Source organism: Serratia sp. KH_031 (assembly GCF_057839655.1).
The window spans coordinates 3,804,899-3,820,605 of sequence record NZ_CM174496.1 but is presented as its reverse complement, the minus strand read 5'-3'; the positions used below and the strand labels follow the sequence as shown (position 1 = coordinate 3,820,605).

Sequence of the window (15,707 nt, the reverse complement as noted above, 5' to 3'; positions counted from 1 at the left end):
ACCCGCTTTATCCCGCTTCTTATCAACTACATCATGCCAGCCCTTACCGGCTGGCTTTTTTATTACGGAGCAAAACCATGACCACACAAACTGATACTACCCACACACCGATTGCTGATGCTCATAAGGTCAGTGCCATTACTGCCAGCCAGGTACCCGATGAACAGCGCCTGGATTTCTGGCCGCTGCACTTCGGGCGTATTCCTCAGTGGATTTTTATCGAGACCCGTATCTTTGGCTGGATGGACCGCTTCTGTGAAGACTATAGCGGTGGCATCTGGCATTTCCATACACTCAGCAACGGTGGTGTATTTATGGCACCCGAAGATGTGGATGACGAGAAATGGAGGCTGCTCAACAACATGAATGGCAATGGCGCAGAAATGAGTGCGGAAGCCGCAGGCATTGCCATCTGCCTGATTGAGTACAGCCATCACGCCTGTCGTACCGAATGCGACGCCATGACAGAGCATTACTACCGACTGAGGGATTACGCCCTTAGCCATCCCGAATCCCACACCATTCTCGCCATCATCGATTAAGGAGTTTTGCTATGGAGAAACAACTGACCTTGTTTACGCCAGAACTACCGTTGACCTCACAGCGCACCATTAAACGCGCCCTGAGTCTGCTTGACCACCATCTGCGTGAGCCGGGGGTGGCCTTCACCTCCACACAAGCGGCTCGCGACTGGCTCATGCTGAAGATGGGTCCCCTTGAGCGCGAGGAATTTATCGTGCTTTACCTCAATAACCAGAACCAGCTGCTGGCTCACGAAACACTCTTTACCGGCACCCTCAGTCACACTGAAGTTCATCCTCGCGAGGTGGTGAAACGCGCGCTGTACTTTAACGCAGCGGCAGTGATATTTGCCCATAACCACCCTTCCGGGGAGGTAAACCCTAGCCAGGCTGACAAAACCATTACCCAACGACTGGTAAAGGCGCTGATGCTGGTGGAAATCCGGGTACCCGACCACCTGATTGTCGGCTGCAGGCAAATATTCTCATTCGCCGAACATGGTCTTCTTTAACAGGAATAAAATGATGAATAAAGACACTACCCAAACCTGGGGTCTTAAACGAGATATCACGTCATGCTTCGGAGCACGGCTGGTGCAGGAAGGTAATCGTCTGCATTTTCTGGCAGACCGGGCAGGATTCACCGGTATGTTCAGTGAGGTACAGGTCCTACAACTGGATGAAGCCTTCCCTCATTTTGTCGCACATCTGGAGCTGATGCTGCTCTCCTGTGAACTGAACCCCCGGTACGCGCATTGCGTCACGCTGTACCGTAATGGGTTGACCTGTGAAGCCGATACGTTGGGCAGTCATGGGTATGTATATATCGCAATTTATCCCTCAAAATAGGTTAAAGACTGATCTTTAGCTTTATCCCTGCATCGTAATCCTTCAAACCTTTTCCTCCTTTATTAAGAGACTCCACTCATGCAAACCTCAACTGTACCGGCCACGTTGCCGGTTTCGTCACGCCTGTCGCCCGTGCAGATCTGGCAGCAACTTTTAACGTATCTGCTGGAGCACCATTACAGCCTGACACTCAACGACACGCCATTCCATGAGGACGCGGCCATTCAGGAACATATTGAAGCGGGAATAACACTGGCTGATGCGGTGAATTTTCTGGTGGAACGCTATGAACTGGTACGCACCGACCGCAAGGGATTCACCTGGCAGGAGCAGACGCCATTCCTGACCGCTACCGATATTCTCAGAGCAAGGCGAGCTACCGGATTAATGAATACGTAAATTCTTCGAGCCTCATTCCTGATTTTTACCTCAGCACTTTCCACCCTTTTTATTCATCGCATAATGCGCCTGCCACTCCCGGCAGGCGTGTTTGCTTTTATGGACGATTGACGATGCAAACAGAATCCGATGTATTAACGGAACACAATGAACTCATCTGTTCGACCAGTATCGAACGAGTAGTCTTTGGCCGCGATGCAGCACTGCAGCAGATTGAACAGCTCATCCAGCAGCTTGATGCCATTTCACGGTTAACCTCAGAAGTTGGGGGTGGTACTGCACAAGACTGGGCGATGAAACCTGGGCACCGCTACGATAGTTGGCTGACTGAAAAGGTGGATAAAGCGATCCCTGCCGTCACCCGCAATATTGACCGCAGTATTTGGCGCGATTTGATGTTGAAATCCGGCATGATGGCCCTGATGGATGCACAAGCTCGCGACCAATGGCATAAGAACCTGGAGGAGGGCGATCTTCCTGCTATCAGCGAGGTGAATATTCTCAGTACCTTTGAGCAGTTGCATCTGAACAAAATGGATGTCTTTGAACGTGGCATCATTAACGTGTTCAAAGGTCTGTCGTGGGATTACAAAACTAATAGTCCCTGTAGCTTCGGTAAGAAAATCATTATCAATAACTTGGTGAGTCATAATCGATGGGGATTTAGTCTGAACTGGGGCTGGCGCCGGGATCAACTGGCGGATCTGGAGCGAATGCTATTTCTTCTTGATGGTAAACCGATACCTGACAACCGTGGCGATGTTACTACTCGATTGATGGAGCATATTCGGGATAACCCGGCTAAGGATGTTTACGAGGATGAGTTCTTTAGCATTCGTTATTTTCAAAAGGGCACTGCGCACTTGACCTTTAAGCGCCAAGAGTTGATTGAGATGATGAACGATATCATCGCTAAACACTATCCAGGAATGTTAGCTAAACCCAGGTGATGCGACCATTTTAAATAGGCTCTTTGGTGGTAAGAATGGCTTAAAACTAGGAATATAATAATAGTGCTAACTCGTTGATTTTTAATGTTTGTTAATTGAAATTGATTGAGTATACAAGTAAGTATACAAAGCATTATTTACTGATTATATATTTATGTAATTCAGATGGTTAGGTTTATTTGACGAGTCCGGCCTTCGCACCAAATAGTACAAAATCGACGTCTACTGACGTCTTTTTTGTGATCCACTACAAATCTGGAAAGAATGTTGTGTCTGCTGGATGGCAAAACCATTCCCGACAACCGGCACGATGTTTCCATCCGGTTTATGGATTTTATTCGCGATAACCCGCGTGAGCCGGTGTTTGAGGACGACTTCTTTACCATTCGCTATTTCCAGAAGGGGAGTGGACACATCACGTTTAAACGGCTTGATCTGGTCGAGAAGATGAACGATATCGTGGCGAAGCACTATCCGGGAATGTTACCTGCGAAATGAGATGTGATGTTTTTATAAGCACTTTCATGTTAAGCTTAATAGGAGTTATTAAATGTTATTAAACGAGGTAATTCCTATGGGTTCGCTTACTAAACAAACCATCAGCGCACAGATCCCAGTTGAGTTGGCCGCCGCCGTTGAAAATCTTGCTATTGAGTTGGATCGTTCTAAAAGCTGGATTATTAAGGAAGCGTTGACCAGTATGCTGGCTGAAAGAGAACGGCGTCACCAGAGTATCCTAGCTGGTCTTGCCGATGTAGATGCGGGCCGAGTGGTAAATCACTCAGACATGGTAGATTTCGCTAATCGTTTAAAGAAAACCTGATAAATGGAAATTTACTGGACGCTTAAAGCTCAGGATGATCTAGAGCGTATTTACCGCTTTGCCCTTCAGTACAGCCAGCAACACGCCGATGACGTTTTAGACCGATTGATAATCGGCAGCGCTGGCCTTACGGCGCACCCGGCAATTGGCGTACAACAGACTCGATACGAACCTCGGGAAGTTCGAAAAGTGTTATTCGATGACTATGAAGTTCACTACGAACTCCGTGACAACGACATCTACATTGTAGATCTCTGGCATACGAAAGAGGAACGATGAAGAGTGCTCGGTTTATTCGCGGAGTAAAACGCATTTTTGTGTTTTTTACGGGAGTGTTAGAAATTCTGTATCATTCCAGTAAAATACGAGTCCGGTCTTCGACAAAATTCAATCCATCCATCACACGTTCTGATATAAATCCCAGCGATTGCCATAAATATCTTCAAACACAACAACCATTCCATATTCCTCCTGACGAGGTTCTTCGCAGAAATGTACGCCAGCTCCTTTCATCGCATTGTAATCGCGCCAGAAATCGTCTGTTTGCAGGAAAAGGAAAACCCGTCCACCGCATTGATTACCGATGAATGTTTCTTGTTTTTCGTTTGAAGCCTTAGCAAGGAGTAAGTTGCAGTCACTTTCGGTATTTGGTGTGACAACTACCCATCTTTTCCCCGGTTGTGGTGTATCTTCCACAAGGGTAAATCCCAATTTCTGTGTGTAATACTCAATGGCGCGATCATAATCATCGACGACAATAGCCACATATCCCATACATCTTTTTTGCGTTCTCAATTTCAGTTCCTTTGGTCAGATTTTTAGTCTGCTAGATGGTTGTGTGGAATTTTAGTCGTACTTGGCGCAAGTGCCAATCCGAACGCCTCAAACCCTAAACCCCTCATCCAGCCGGCTCACGCCCAGCCCATTAACCTTTTTCACCTTAATTTGCACCGGGATACGGTCTTTCATCGCTTCCACATGGCTAATCACGCCGATGGTTTTACCCGAGGCATTCAGGCTATCAAGTGCATCCAGCGCCGTGTCCAGCGTTTCTGCGTCTAGCGTTCCGAAACCTTCGTCGAGGAACAGGGAGTCGATGCTGGTTTTGTGGCTAACCAAATCAGACAACGCTAATGCCAGCGCCAAACTCACCAAGAAACTCTCTCCGCCGGACAAAGTGCGGGTATCGCGCAGGGCATCGGCTTGCCAGGTATCTACCACTTGTAACTCCAATGCGTCGCTGGTTTTGCGTTGTAACAGGTAGCGGCCATGCAGTTTGCCGAGTTGGTTGTTGGCTAAAAACACCAAATGATCGAGCGTCAGGCCTTGGGCGAATTTGCGGAATTTATCGCCTTCTTTAGAGCCGATTAACTGATTGAGAGTGCTCCAGTCGTCGTATTGCTGCTGGCTTTGGCTGATTTGCTCGAATAACGTCTGTTGGTTGCGGCGACGTTCACTGTCGCTAGTGAGTTGGTTATTGAGTTCACCTTGGCGCAATTGCAGGTTTTTCAAGTTTTGCGTCAGTTCCGCTAAGGCATTGGTCAGCGCTTCGGTATCTGCGTTTTCTATTAAATGAGCGGGGCGATTTTGTAGATGTTGTGCCAGTGTCTGTTCAGACTGCATCAGCAAAGTATTTACCTGAACCTGACGTTGTTGTAGTCGTTCTTTCAGTTGCCGCAACTGTTGCCGTTGTTCGTCGCTCAGTAATGCGGTGCTGAAGGCGTTTTCGTCGTCAAACTCGCTGGTTGCCAGTGCCTGTTGCCATTGGTTTTCGGCCTGCTGCGCGCGTTCGGTGGACTGTTGCTGCTGCTGTTGCAAACTGGCGAGTTGACCAGCCAGTCGTTCGCGCTGTTCTTGCGCTTTTTGCCAAAGTTCGCTGGCTTGCTGCAATGCTTGTTCGCTGGCGATCTGTTGTTGTCGTAGCTGTTCTCGCACCTGAGCCACTTGCTGTTCGCCAAACAATGCCAAGCGTTGATTGCGTAATTCCGCGAGCTGTTTTTCAGCCGTTTGCAATTGTTGTTGCAGGTGCTCAAGTTGGTCCTGTGTTTCGGTATGGCTTTTTTGCAGCAGGCTGAAACGCTCGTTCAACAAGGCCAGATCTTGTTGGGCTTTTTGTTGCTGTTGTTGCAGTGCAACCTGTGCGTCTTTAGCTCTTTGCACGGCCTGTGCGGTTTGCTCATGTTGCAGCAGAAGTTGTTGATTCTGTTGTTCTTCGTTATCGCAAGTTTCCAACCAGTGTTGTAGACGTTCACTGTCTTGCAGTTGGAAATCGAAAGCTAGCGGGGCACTGAGGGTTTGCCACTGTTGCCGCTGTTTGTTTTGCTGCAACTCTTCCTGTTCCAGCGCGACTTGTTGGCGTTGTTGTTGCTCTTTTAGGTGCTCACTACGGGCACGTAACTCGGTGCCTTGAGTCTGTAACTTATCCTTTTGCGCACGCATTTCATTCAGGCGTTTTTCGGTGTCAGAGAGCTGTACGGCTTGATACTGTTCGATCGCCGGATGTTGCGTTGAACCACAGAGCGGGCAAGGTTCGCCGGGTTGTAAATGGGCACGTTCGGCTTCCAATTTGACTATCAACTGTTCTTGGCGGAACAGTTTTTCAACATCGGCTAGGTGAGCACTTTGCTGTTTAAACTGCTGGCGGAAGCTATCGAGCTGAACATCCATTTCAGCCAGTTGCTTTTGCCGCCCGTTAAACTCCAAACGTTGTTGTTCAAGACGCTGCTGACCCTGTTGGAACAAGGTGGAAAGGGTGAGTAACTGTTGGCGAGTCGGGCGTAATGCCGTCAGTTCAGCCTGACGAGCACGCAAAGTGGTTAACGGATGTTGAGTTTCTAATGCCGTCTGTTGCTGAACCTGTTGGTCCAGCGCTGCATTCAGAGCCGTTATTTGTGTTTGATGTTGTTCAGTCTGTGTCGTTAATTGGGTGCGTTCGGCTTCGATCTGCTGCAATACACGCGTTTCTTCCTGCCATTTACGCTGATTATCGTCATGGGACTTTTGCGTTTCGGCCCGCTTTTGCTGCAACTGATTGATTTGTTGATCGAGCGGTTGCACCTGCTCCTCGATCAGTTTTTGTTGCTGCTGTTGATATTCAATCTGAGCCAGCCGTGCTTTCTGCGCTTGTTCTAACGTCTGTTGTAACGGTACAGCTTGTGCCTGTTGTTGCTCTTGTTGCTGCGTGAGTTGGCTAATCTGCTGTTGTAACGCCTGATTTTCTTGCTGGCAGCGTTGACGTTCGTTAAGTAGCGGGCGCAATTTTTCTGCCGGTTCGCTAAGCGCCAGTTGTTGTAACTGAGGTTCGGCTTGGGCGAGCTCTTGCAGTACGGCGGTTTGCTGTTGCTGATATTCCTGCTGTTTTTGTTGTGCGATCTGCCATTGCTGCAACCATTGTACGTCTTGCTGACGTTGTTGCACTTGTTGGTTAAGTTCTTGCTCTTGAAGGCCAATCTCGGCCAATTGTTGTGTCAGTTGCTGACGTTGTTCGTCATTCAATAACTCAATACCGCTGGCGCGACTGTGCAAGGTATCCAGATCGATTTTGGCTTGTTTATGCTGTTCGAAAACGCGCTCAGACAACAGACCGTAAATCTCGGTACCGGTCAGTTCTTCCAGCAGTTCGGCACGATCGTTGGCGTTGGCGTTAAGAAAAGCGGCGAACTGTCCCTGCGACAGCATCATCGATTTGGTAAAACGGCCGAAATCCAACCCGGTAATGGTGGCGATTATTTCTAACTTATCGCGCACTTTATCCGCCAAGATTTTGCCGTCTTCCAATAGTGCTAGTTCTACTTTGGGCGCTTGCAGGTTGCCTTCGGCATCACCTTTGGCGCGGCGCTGGCTCCAAAAAGCGCGATAACCCACCCCTTTAACTTCGAATTCAACTTCAGCCAGTGATTCCGCCGTATGGCGCGTCATTAACTCGTTTTGGCTTGGGGTGACGTTCAAGCGCGGCGTCTCGTGATACAACGCGAGACAGATAGCATCTAGCAGCGTGGTTTTTCCGGCACCAGTCGGGCCGGTGATGGCGAATAAACCATTGCTGGCGAAAGGTTCAGCGGTGAAGTCTATTTTCCATTCACCTTGTAAGGAGTTCAGGTTTTTTAACCGTAGGCTCAAAATCTTCATGCCATTGGCTCCTCGTCATTTTGCTGTACGTTTTCTACCACTTGTTGGAACATTTGCCGCATCCGTTGCTGGCGCTCAGGAGGGATCTCCGATTCCAGCGCCAACCGACGCTCGAACACTTCCTCCACGCTGAGTTCGTTCAGCGTTTCTTTATCTTGCTGGGCGATCACCTGACGGCGTTGCTCTTTGCTGCGGCGCAGTAGCACCACTTCCACCGGTAACTCGTCAGCCAATAGCTGAATGCGGCGTTGGATATCGCTGAGGTAGTCTTGGGTTGCGACTTCAATATCCAGCCACACTGGCAACTCGCCATGATAATCGGCGAACTGCTGCAATTGTTGCTCGATCTGCTGTAAATCACCTTTGATCAACTGCATCGGTTGAAACTGAGGAACCTCCAATGGCGTGACCCGTTGTAACTCGCTTGGTGAGAACTCGACCAAATACACGCTTTTAGCGCTGCCTAGCTCATCGAAACTCAATGGGATCGGCGAGCCGCTGTAGCGGATATGTTCTGATTTAGCGACTTTCTGTGCGCGGTGAATATGCCCAAGAGCGATGTAATCGGCTGGTGGGAACGCCTGCGCCGGGAAGGCATCGAGGGTGCCAATATAAATATCGCGTACCGAGTCGGAAGTGGTGACGCCAACGGTGGTCAAATGCCCGGTAGCAATGATCGGCAGCAGCAACCCTAACGCATCGCGACGGGCGCAGGCGGCTTGATACAACATCTGATAATGCTCGGCGATGGCTTCTTGTAGTGCTTGCTGTTTCTGCGTGCCCGATTCCCCGGCGCGGCTAGTCAGTAGATCGCGTGGTCGCAGGAATGGAATGGCGCACAGTACCGCCCCCGGTTTTCCATCCAACTGATTTAATACCAGAATTTGTTTTTCGAGCTGTTCCTGCGCGTTGGCAATCACGGTGGTATTCAGACAAGAGAGTAATTCACGCGATTCATTCAGGGTGGCGACGGAATCGTGGTTACCGCCTAACACCACTAACTGGCAGCCGGTGCGCTGTAACTCCACCACAAAGCGGTTGTACAGTTCGCGAGCGTAGCTCGGTGGTGAACCGGTATCGAACAGATCCCCTGCGATGATCAACACATCCACCTGTTGCTGTTCCACCTGCGCAATCAGCCAGTTGATAAAAGCTTGATGTTCGGCGGCGCGGCTTTTGGTGAAAAAGTACTGGCCAAGGTGCCAGTCGGAAGTATGGATGACTTTCATGATAGTCTCGGGCAACCACAGAATGCCGATGATTATAAAGCGGTAAGTCATTGCTGTCGTGGCGCATTGATGATGACGGTAGGATGATTTTTCTTAGACTGGGGTAATATTCGCTAGGAACATCGGTCACGATCGAGCTATTTTCTTCATAAATCTGTCACAAAACTGACGCATAATGGCGCCCGTAATCAACCTAGATCGCTAACACATTGGCAGGATTGACGATGGCAAGACGCATACTGGTGGTGGAAGACGAAGCGCCTATCCGTGAGATGGTGTGTTTTGTGTTGGAACAAAATGGTTACCAACCGTTGGAAGCCGAAGATTATGACAGTGCCGTAACGCGCCTGTCTGAGCCGTTCCCTGATTTAGTGTTACTCGACTGGATGTTACCCGGCGGCTCCGGTATTCAGTTTATTAAACACATGAAACGTGAAGCACTGACCCGCGAGATCCCGGTGATGATGCTGACCGCACGCGGTGAAGAAGAAGACCGAGTGCGTGGGTTGGAAGTCGGGGCGGATGATTACATTACCAAGCCTTTCTCACCCAAAGAGCTGGTAGCGCGTATTAAAGCGGTGATGCGCCGTATTTCACCGATGGCAGTAGAAGAAGTGATTGAAATGCAAGGATTGAGCTTAGATCCTTCTTCGCATCGCGTGATGGCGAATGAACAGGCGCTAGATATGGGGCCGACCGAGTTCAAACTGTTGCACTTCTTTATGACCCATCCTGAGCGTGTATATAGCCGCGAGCAGTTGCTTAATCACGTTTGGGGCACTAACGTTTATGTGGAAGACCGTACCGTTGACGTGCACATTCGCCGGTTGCGTAAGGCGCTGGAGACCAGTGGTCATGACAAGATGGTTCAAACCGTTCGAGGCACCGGCTATCGGTTCTCAACGCGTTACTGATAGCAGCAACGCGCTGGAGAAAATGCCGTGCTAGAACGCTTATCCTGGAAGAGGCTGGCCTTGGAGCTGGCCCTTTTCTGTTTGCCCGCCATTCTGCTCGGGCTGATTTTTGGTTATCTACCTTGGTTCCTCTTGGTTTCTACACTGGCGGCGTTGGTGTGGAATTTCTATAACCAAATGAAACTGTCTTATTGGTTGTGGGTCGATCGCAGCATGACACCACCTCCCGGCCGTTGGAGCTGGGAACCCTTGTTTTACGGTTTGTACCAGATGCAGCAACGTAATCGGCGGCGGCGGCGTGAGTTGGCGTTGTTGATCAAGCGGTTCCGCAGTGGCGCTGAATCACTGCCCGATGCGGTGATCATGACCACCGAGGACGGTAATATTTTCTGGTGTAACGGGCTGGCGCAGCATCTGTTGGGGTTCCGGTGGCCGGAGGATAATGGTCAGCATATCCTTAACCTACTGCGTTACCCGGAATTCAGTCATTATCTGCAACAGCGCGAATTTTCCAAACCATTGAACTTACAACTGAATAACGATCATTATGTCGAATTTCGCGTGATGCCGTATTCCGAAGGGCAGTTGTTGATGGTGGCGCGTGACGTAACGCAGATGCGCCAACTGGAAGGGACGCGGCGTAATTTCTTTGCCAACGTGAGCCATGAGCTGCGCACGCCGTTAACGGTGTTGCAAGGTTATTTGGAAATGATGCTGGATGAAGAAATAGACGGCTCGTTACGCGGTAAGGCGCTGGGCACCATGCAGGAACAAACCAAACGCATGGATGGTTTGGTAAAACAATTGCTTACGTTATCGCGCATTGAAGCTGCACCGCTACTCGAAATGCACGAGCAGGTGGATATTCCATTAATGCTGCGGTTGTTGCAGCCGGAGGCGCAATCACTCAGCAATGGTCAACACGAGATTACTTTCCGCGTGAATGAAAACCTCAAGGTATTTGGTAATGAGGATCAGTTGCGCAGCGCAGTTTCCAATCTGGTGTATAACGCCGTCAACCACACACCAAACGGCACCAATATCGAAGTGAGTTGGCAACAAACGCTGCAGGGCGCGCAGTTCCAGGTCAGTGATAATGGGCCGGGCATTGCCGCCGAACATATTCCTCGTTTGACCGAGCGTTTCTATCGTGTTGATAAAGCCCGCTCACGCCAGACGGGGGGCAGCGGATTGGGGCTGGCGATCGTCAAACATGCGTTAAGCCATCATGATGCGCGCTTAGAAATCCTCAGTGAACCGGGGATCGGCACTCGCTTTATCTTTACCTTGCCTGCACGGTTGATTGTTCCTGCACCTTTGTCAGAGAATGCGGTGAAAAATTAACACGCGAGATGCTGGTATGACCCGATTGACTCAAGGATTGTTGCTTTGTCTGGCGCTACTATTGAGCCGTGGCGTGCTGGCGCAACCGGATGGCATGCTGTCGGGCAATCTGTCGAGTGTCGGTTCTGACACTTTGGCGAACCTGATGGCGTTGTGGGGCAGGGATTTTAGTCAGCATTACCCCAACGTTAACTTACAAATTCAAGCTGCGGGTTCCTCGACGGCACCAACCGCATTGGCTGCGGGGGCTGCGCAACTTGGGCCGATGAGCCGCCCAATGAAAGCTGCCGAAGTGTCAGCTTTCGAACATCGTTATGGCTATGCCCCGATGGCGGTGCCGGTAGCGGTTGATGCGCTGGTGGTTTTAGTGCATCAAGACAACCCGCTGCGTGGATTGAACCTGCATCAGCTCGATCAAATATTTTCAGCCACTCGTCGCTGTGGTGAGAATCAACAATTGGATAATTGGGGCGCGTTGGGCTTACAGGGAAGCTGGGCACAGCGCTCGATCCAGCGCTTCGGTCGTAATTCGGCCTCTGGCACTTACGGTTATTTCAAACTGCGTGCACTGTGTGGTGGTGATTTTATCTCTAAGGTCAATGAGTTGCCGGGGTCCGCTTCAGTCGTTCAAGCGGTAGCGGGCTCGCTCAATAGCATGGGTTATGCCAGCATCGGTTTTCGCGCCAGCGGTGTGCGGCTATTGCCATTAGCCGCGACGGGTAATCACTATGTCACGCCTAATGAAAGCAATGTGCGCAACGGCAGTTATCCGCTGTCGCGCTATCTGTACATCTACATCAACAAAGCACCGAATCAGCCGTTAGAACCTCTCACTGCCGCCTTCCTCGACCAAGTGCTTTCTGCTGAAGGGCAGAGATTGGTCAACCACGATGGCTATCTGCCTTTGCCGCCTGATACTTTGGCTAAAACCCGAAAAACCTTGGGATTGGAGTAGGCAATGTTTTTCTGATAATGAATATCGTACGCAATAACTCCGTTCTGTTCGGCTTTTTCGTGCATTTTATGCCGGTTAATTTCACACTTTGTGAGTTTGTGGTGCAAAAAACATACAAATCATGTTCGGTATATTTATTGATAATCCATATGATCAACTGGAGTGTGAAAGTTATCTGGTCGATCACTCTGCTTTTTAGAATGCACCTTGTCATTAGACGCTATAAAACGTTAAATTGGCGCCCGTTGTCGGATTAAACCTCCATTTTATAACTTCTAAATTTTTGCTCATCTCCACGTTGGTCAGAGATCAAAACGCTAGGTGTCTGCGTTTTTGGGTTCTTATTGGCGAGCGTTGAGTGGACAAACTGACAACCGGACGGAGTTACCTCCGTCACGAACGCGGGCCATTTTTTTCCATTTTGAACAGGCAACACGACATCGTATGAGTCATCGTTTAGCATCAAAAGATATTCTGGCATTAGGTTTTATGACCTTTGCCTTATTCGTCGGGGCTGGGAACATCATCTTCCCGCCGATGGTAGGTTTGCAGTCAGGTGAGCACGTATGGATTGCCGCTATCGGCTTTCTGATTACTGCCGTGGGTTTGCCGGTCATGACCGTTATCGCGCTGGCGCGCGTGGGTGGTGGTATCGATGCCCTGAGCTCGCCGATTGGTCGTAAAGCCGGTTTACTGCTGGCGACCGTCTGCTATCTGGCTGTTGGGCCACTGTTCGCGACGCCACGTACCGCGACCGTTTCCTTTGAAGTGGGGATCGCCCCGCTGACGGGTGACGGTGCGATGCCGCTGTTTATTTACAGCCTGGTGTATTTCGCGCTGGTGATCGGTATTTCTCTGTATCCGGGGCGTTTGCTGGATACCGTCGGCCATATCCTTGCTCCGCTGAAAATCGTTGCTCTGGGCGCGTTAGGTATCGCCGCTCTGATGTGGCCAGCGGGCGCGCCGATCCCGGCTACCGAGGTTTACCAGAACGTACCTTTCTCTTCCGGTTTCGTTAACGGCTATCTGACCATGGATACGCTGGGCGCACTGGTGTTCGGCATTGTTATCGTTAACGCCGCACGTTCCAGAGGGGTGAAAGACGCGGGTCTGCTAACCCGTTACACCATTTTGGCGGGTTTGATTGCCGGTGTGGGTCTGACGCTGGTCTACCTGAGCTTGTTCAAACTGGGTTCCGGCAGCGGTGTATTGGTGCCGGGGGCGACTAACGGTGCGGTGATCCTGCATGCTTACGTGCAGAATACCTTCGGCAGCTTGGGGAGCTTCTTCCTGGCAGCCTTGATCTTTATCGCCTGTATGGTGACTGCGGTTGGCCTGACCTGTGCCTGCGCCGAGTTCTTTGCTCAGTACCTGCCTTTCTCTTACAAGACGCTGGTGTTTATCCTCGGCTTGTTCTCGATGGTGGTGTCCAACTTGGGTCTGAGCCACTTGATTCAGATCTCTATTCCTGTGCTGACTGCGATTTATCCGCCGTGTATTGTGCTGGTGGTATTGAGCTTCACTCTGCGTTGGTGGAACAGCGCATCGCGGATTATCGCCCCGGTGATGCTGGTTAGTCTGTTATTTGGTATCCTTGATGCAGTGAAAGCTTCCAGTTTTGAGCACTTGCTGCCATCCTGGAGCACCCATCTGCCACTGGCTGGACAAGGTTTGGCTTGGTTGCCACCTTCCTTGCTGATGTTGGTACTGGTAGCGATTTATGATCGAGTTTGTGGCCGCAGCCAAGTTGCCGCGCACCAATAATCATCCGGTCTGAATTATGGGCCACGGACAAGTCCGTGGCTTTTTTGCGTATTAGAGACAGGTCTTTTCATGCAACAGGAATCTACTTCTCCCCAACCGGCCAATAAGCTAAAACGTGGCCTCAGCACGCGTCATATCCGTTTTATGGCGCTTGGCTCTGCCATCGGTACCGGGTTGTTCTACGGTTCGGCAGACGCGATTAAAATGGCGGGTCCCAGCGTACTGCTGGCGTATCTGATTGGCGGTATCGTCGCTTTCATCATCATGCGTGCGCTGGGCGAGATGTCGGTCAACAATCCGCAGGCCAGCTCGTTTTCGCGTTATGCGCAGGATTATCTCGGCCCAATGGCGGGTTATATTACTGGCTGGACCTACTGCTTTGAAATCCTGATCGTGGCTATTGCTGATGTTACGGCATTCGGCATCTATATGGGTGTCTGGTTCCCGGAAGTGCCGCATTGGATCTGGGTGTTGAGTGTGGTGCTGATTATCGGCGCGATCAACCTAATGAGCGTTAAGGTGTTCGGCGAGCTGGAGTTCTGGTTCTCGTTCTTCAAAGTTGCCACCATTATCATCATGATTGTTGCCGGTATCGGCATTATCGTGTGGGGGATTGGCAACGGTGGCCAGCCGACCGGCATTCATAACCTGTGGGTTAACGGCGGATTCTTTAGCAACGGTTTTATGGGCATGATCCTGTCGCTGCAACTAGTGATGTTTGCCTATGGCGGTATCGAAATCATCGGTATTACCGCGGGTGAAGCCAAAGATCCGAAGAAGTCGATCCCGAAAGCGATTAACTCTGTACCTTGGCGTATTCTGGTGTTTTACGTGGGGACACTGTTCGTCATCATGTCTATTTACCCGTGGAATCAAGTAGGTACTAACGGCAGCCCGTTCGTACTGACTTTCCAACACATGGGTATCACGGTCGCTGCAGGCATCCTGAACTTTGTGGTGATTACCGCCTCTTTGTCGGCAATTAACAGCGACGTGTTCGGCGTTGGCCGTATGTTGCACGGTATGGCTGAGCAGGGCCACGCGCCAAAAATGTTTAGCAAGATTTCCAAGCGCGGTATTCCGTGGGTCACCGTCTTGGTGATGATGGCGGCACTGCTGATTGCGGTGTACCTCAACTACATCATGCCGGAAAACGTGTTCTTGGTGATTGCTTCGCTGGCGACCTTCGCTACCGTGTGGGTATGGATCATGATCCTGTGCTCGCAGATCGCCTTCCGCCGTAGCCTGAGCAAAGATCAGGTGAAAAAATTGGAGTTCCCGCTGCGTGGCGGTGTGTTCACCTCAGTGCTTGGTATTATCTTCTTGGTATTCATCATTGGCTTAATTGGTTACTTCCCAACCACGCGCGTTTCTCTGTACGCCGGATTAGTGTGGGTGGTGGTACTACTGGTGGGTTATTATGTGAAAGTCAGTCGCCAGAAAAAATTGGCGCAATTGGCTGAACAACAAGACTAAAAATAAGAACACCGGTCATGCGCCGGTGTTTTTTTATCACTTTTCATCCATATCCTCATCGGCTGAAGTTCGCACTTCCAGCACTGGGTAGTTTTCACAAAGTCGTTCGTCATCATTTTCGCGTGCGCAGCGCGCCAGTACTTCGCGGATGTCTTGCATACTGCTACTCAACGCGCTCAGCGAAGGTTGCAGGCTGCGGATCATCTGGCTTTCGTCCAGCGTGGCGCTGTGCAGGCAACCAATAAACATCAGGGTTGCTAAGGTGGTAAATATTCGGTGTTTGAACTGCTTCAGCAATGATCGTTCTCCTTATCAGTGGTGCCAGTGCAGGTATTAACCCTGTTTTAACCCGTAA

The 15,707-nt window shown here is 50.3% G+C and carries 16 protein-coding genes and 1 pseudogene; 13 read left to right on the top strand and 4 right to left on the bottom strand.

Translation table 11 applies throughout. From position 1 onward, the window contains the following. Positions 1-77: 77 nt before the first annotated feature. The 8 genes and pseudogenes from AC3ISQ_RS17135 (at position 78) to AC3ISQ_RS17100 (ending at position 3,821) form a co-directional block, all read left to right on the top strand. Positions 78-542, top strand: a complete 465-nt coding sequence (locus AC3ISQ_RS17135; protein WP_489348432.1) for an antirestriction protein — start codon at positions 78-80, stop codon at positions 540-542. A gap of 11 nt (positions 543-553) precedes the next feature. Further along, a complete protein-coding gene (locus tag AC3ISQ_RS17130) occupies positions 554-1,033 on the top strand; it encodes a JAB domain-containing protein (protein ID WP_489348430.1) in 480 nt (159 codons plus the stop codon). Between the two features lie 13 nt (positions 1,034-1,046). Then, positions 1,047-1,370: a type IV toxin-antitoxin system YeeU family antitoxin gene (locus tag AC3ISQ_RS17125; protein WP_489353355.1), complete on the top strand. Its 324-nt coding sequence runs from the start codon at positions 1,047-1,049 to the stop codon at positions 1,368-1,370. Positions 1,371-1,448: 78 nt separating this feature from the next. After that, positions 1,449-1,769 (top strand): TA system toxin CbtA family protein, encoded by a 321-nt coding sequence (locus tag AC3ISQ_RS17120; RefSeq protein WP_489348428.1) that lies wholly within the window; start codon positions 1,449-1,451, stop codon positions 1,767-1,769. A 113-nt stretch (positions 1,770-1,882) separates the two neighbouring features. Beyond that, positions 1,883-2,719: a DUF4942 domain-containing protein gene (locus AC3ISQ_RS17115; protein ID WP_489348427.1), complete on the top strand. Its 837-nt coding sequence runs from the start codon at positions 1,883-1,885 to the stop codon at positions 2,717-2,719. Positions 2,720-2,971: 252 nt separating this feature from the next. Continuing rightward, positions 2,972-3,217, top strand: a pseudogene (locus tag AC3ISQ_RS17110) (DUF4942 domain-containing protein); the annotation flags it as partial. A gap of 76 nt (positions 3,218-3,293) precedes the next feature. Continuing rightward, complete coding sequence (locus tag AC3ISQ_RS17105; RefSeq protein ID WP_489353353.1) at positions 3,294-3,542, top strand: CopG family ribbon-helix-helix protein; 249 nt, start codon at positions 3,294-3,296, stop codon at positions 3,540-3,542. Positions 3,543-3,545: 3 nt separating this feature from the next. Next, complete coding sequence (locus tag AC3ISQ_RS17100; protein ID WP_489348425.1) at positions 3,546-3,821, top strand: type II toxin-antitoxin system RelE/ParE family toxin; 276 nt, start codon at positions 3,546-3,548, stop codon at positions 3,819-3,821. A gap of 120 nt (positions 3,822-3,941) precedes the next feature. On the opposite strand, the gene AC3ISQ_RS17095 is transcribed toward AC3ISQ_RS17100, so the two are convergent. The 3 genes from AC3ISQ_RS17095 to sbcD form a co-directional block, all read right to left on the bottom strand. Next, complete coding sequence (locus tag AC3ISQ_RS17095; RefSeq protein ID WP_489348423.1) at positions 3,942-4,337, bottom strand: VOC family protein; 396 nt, start codon at positions 4,335-4,337, stop codon at positions 3,942-3,944. 87 nt (positions 4,338-4,424) lie between these two features. After that, positions 4,425-7,670, bottom strand: a complete 3,246-nt coding sequence (gene sbcC / locus AC3ISQ_RS17090) for an exonuclease subunit SbcC (RefSeq protein ID WP_489348421.1) — start codon at positions 7,668-7,670, stop codon at positions 4,425-4,427. Continuing rightward, positions 7,667-8,899 carry an exonuclease subunit SbcD gene (gene sbcD, locus AC3ISQ_RS17085; RefSeq protein WP_489348419.1) on the bottom strand — a complete coding sequence of 411 codons (1,233 nt, stop codon included), beginning with the start codon at positions 8,897-8,899 and terminating at the stop codon, positions 7,667-7,669. Before sbcD ends, sbcC begins: the two co-directional genes overlap by 4 nt. 224 nt (positions 8,900-9,123) lie before the next feature. On the opposite strand from sbcD, the gene phoB reads away from it, so the two are divergent. From phoB to proY, 5 genes are all read left to right on the top strand, one after another. Then, positions 9,124-9,813 carry a phosphate response regulator transcription factor PhoB gene (gene phoB, locus AC3ISQ_RS17080; RefSeq protein ID WP_489348417.1) on the top strand — a complete coding sequence of 230 codons (690 nt, stop codon included), beginning with the start codon at positions 9,124-9,126 and terminating at the stop codon, positions 9,811-9,813. A gap of 27 nt (positions 9,814-9,840) precedes the next feature. After that, a complete protein-coding gene (gene phoR / locus AC3ISQ_RS17075; RefSeq protein ID WP_489348416.1) occupies positions 9,841-11,157 on the top strand; it encodes a phosphate regulon sensor histidine kinase PhoR in 1,317 nt (438 codons plus the stop codon). 16 nt (positions 11,158-11,173) lie between these two features. Continuing rightward, positions 11,174-12,112, top strand: coding sequence for a PstS family phosphate ABC transporter substrate-binding protein (locus AC3ISQ_RS17070; RefSeq protein ID WP_489348414.1), 939 nt, complete (start codon positions 11,174-11,176; stop codon positions 12,110-12,112). A gap of 444 nt (positions 12,113-12,556) precedes the next feature. Continuing rightward, positions 12,557-13,876, top strand: coding sequence for a branched-chain amino acid transport system II carrier protein (gene brnQ, locus AC3ISQ_RS17065; protein ID WP_489348412.1), 1,320 nt, complete (start codon positions 12,557-12,559; stop codon positions 13,874-13,876). A 69-nt stretch (positions 13,877-13,945) separates the two neighbouring features. After that, entirely contained in the window at positions 13,946-15,352 is a 1,407-nt protein-coding gene (proY, locus tag AC3ISQ_RS17060) for a proline-specific permease ProY (protein WP_489348410.1), read from the top strand. A gap of 36 nt (positions 15,353-15,388) precedes the next feature. Here the strand turns inward: proY and AC3ISQ_RS17055 are convergent, their stop codons facing one another. Next, positions 15,389-15,649: a hypothetical protein gene (locus tag AC3ISQ_RS17055; protein ID WP_489348408.1), complete on the bottom strand. Its 261-nt coding sequence runs from the start codon at positions 15,647-15,649 to the stop codon at positions 15,389-15,391. Between the last annotated feature and the right edge of the window lie 58 nt (positions 15,650-15,707).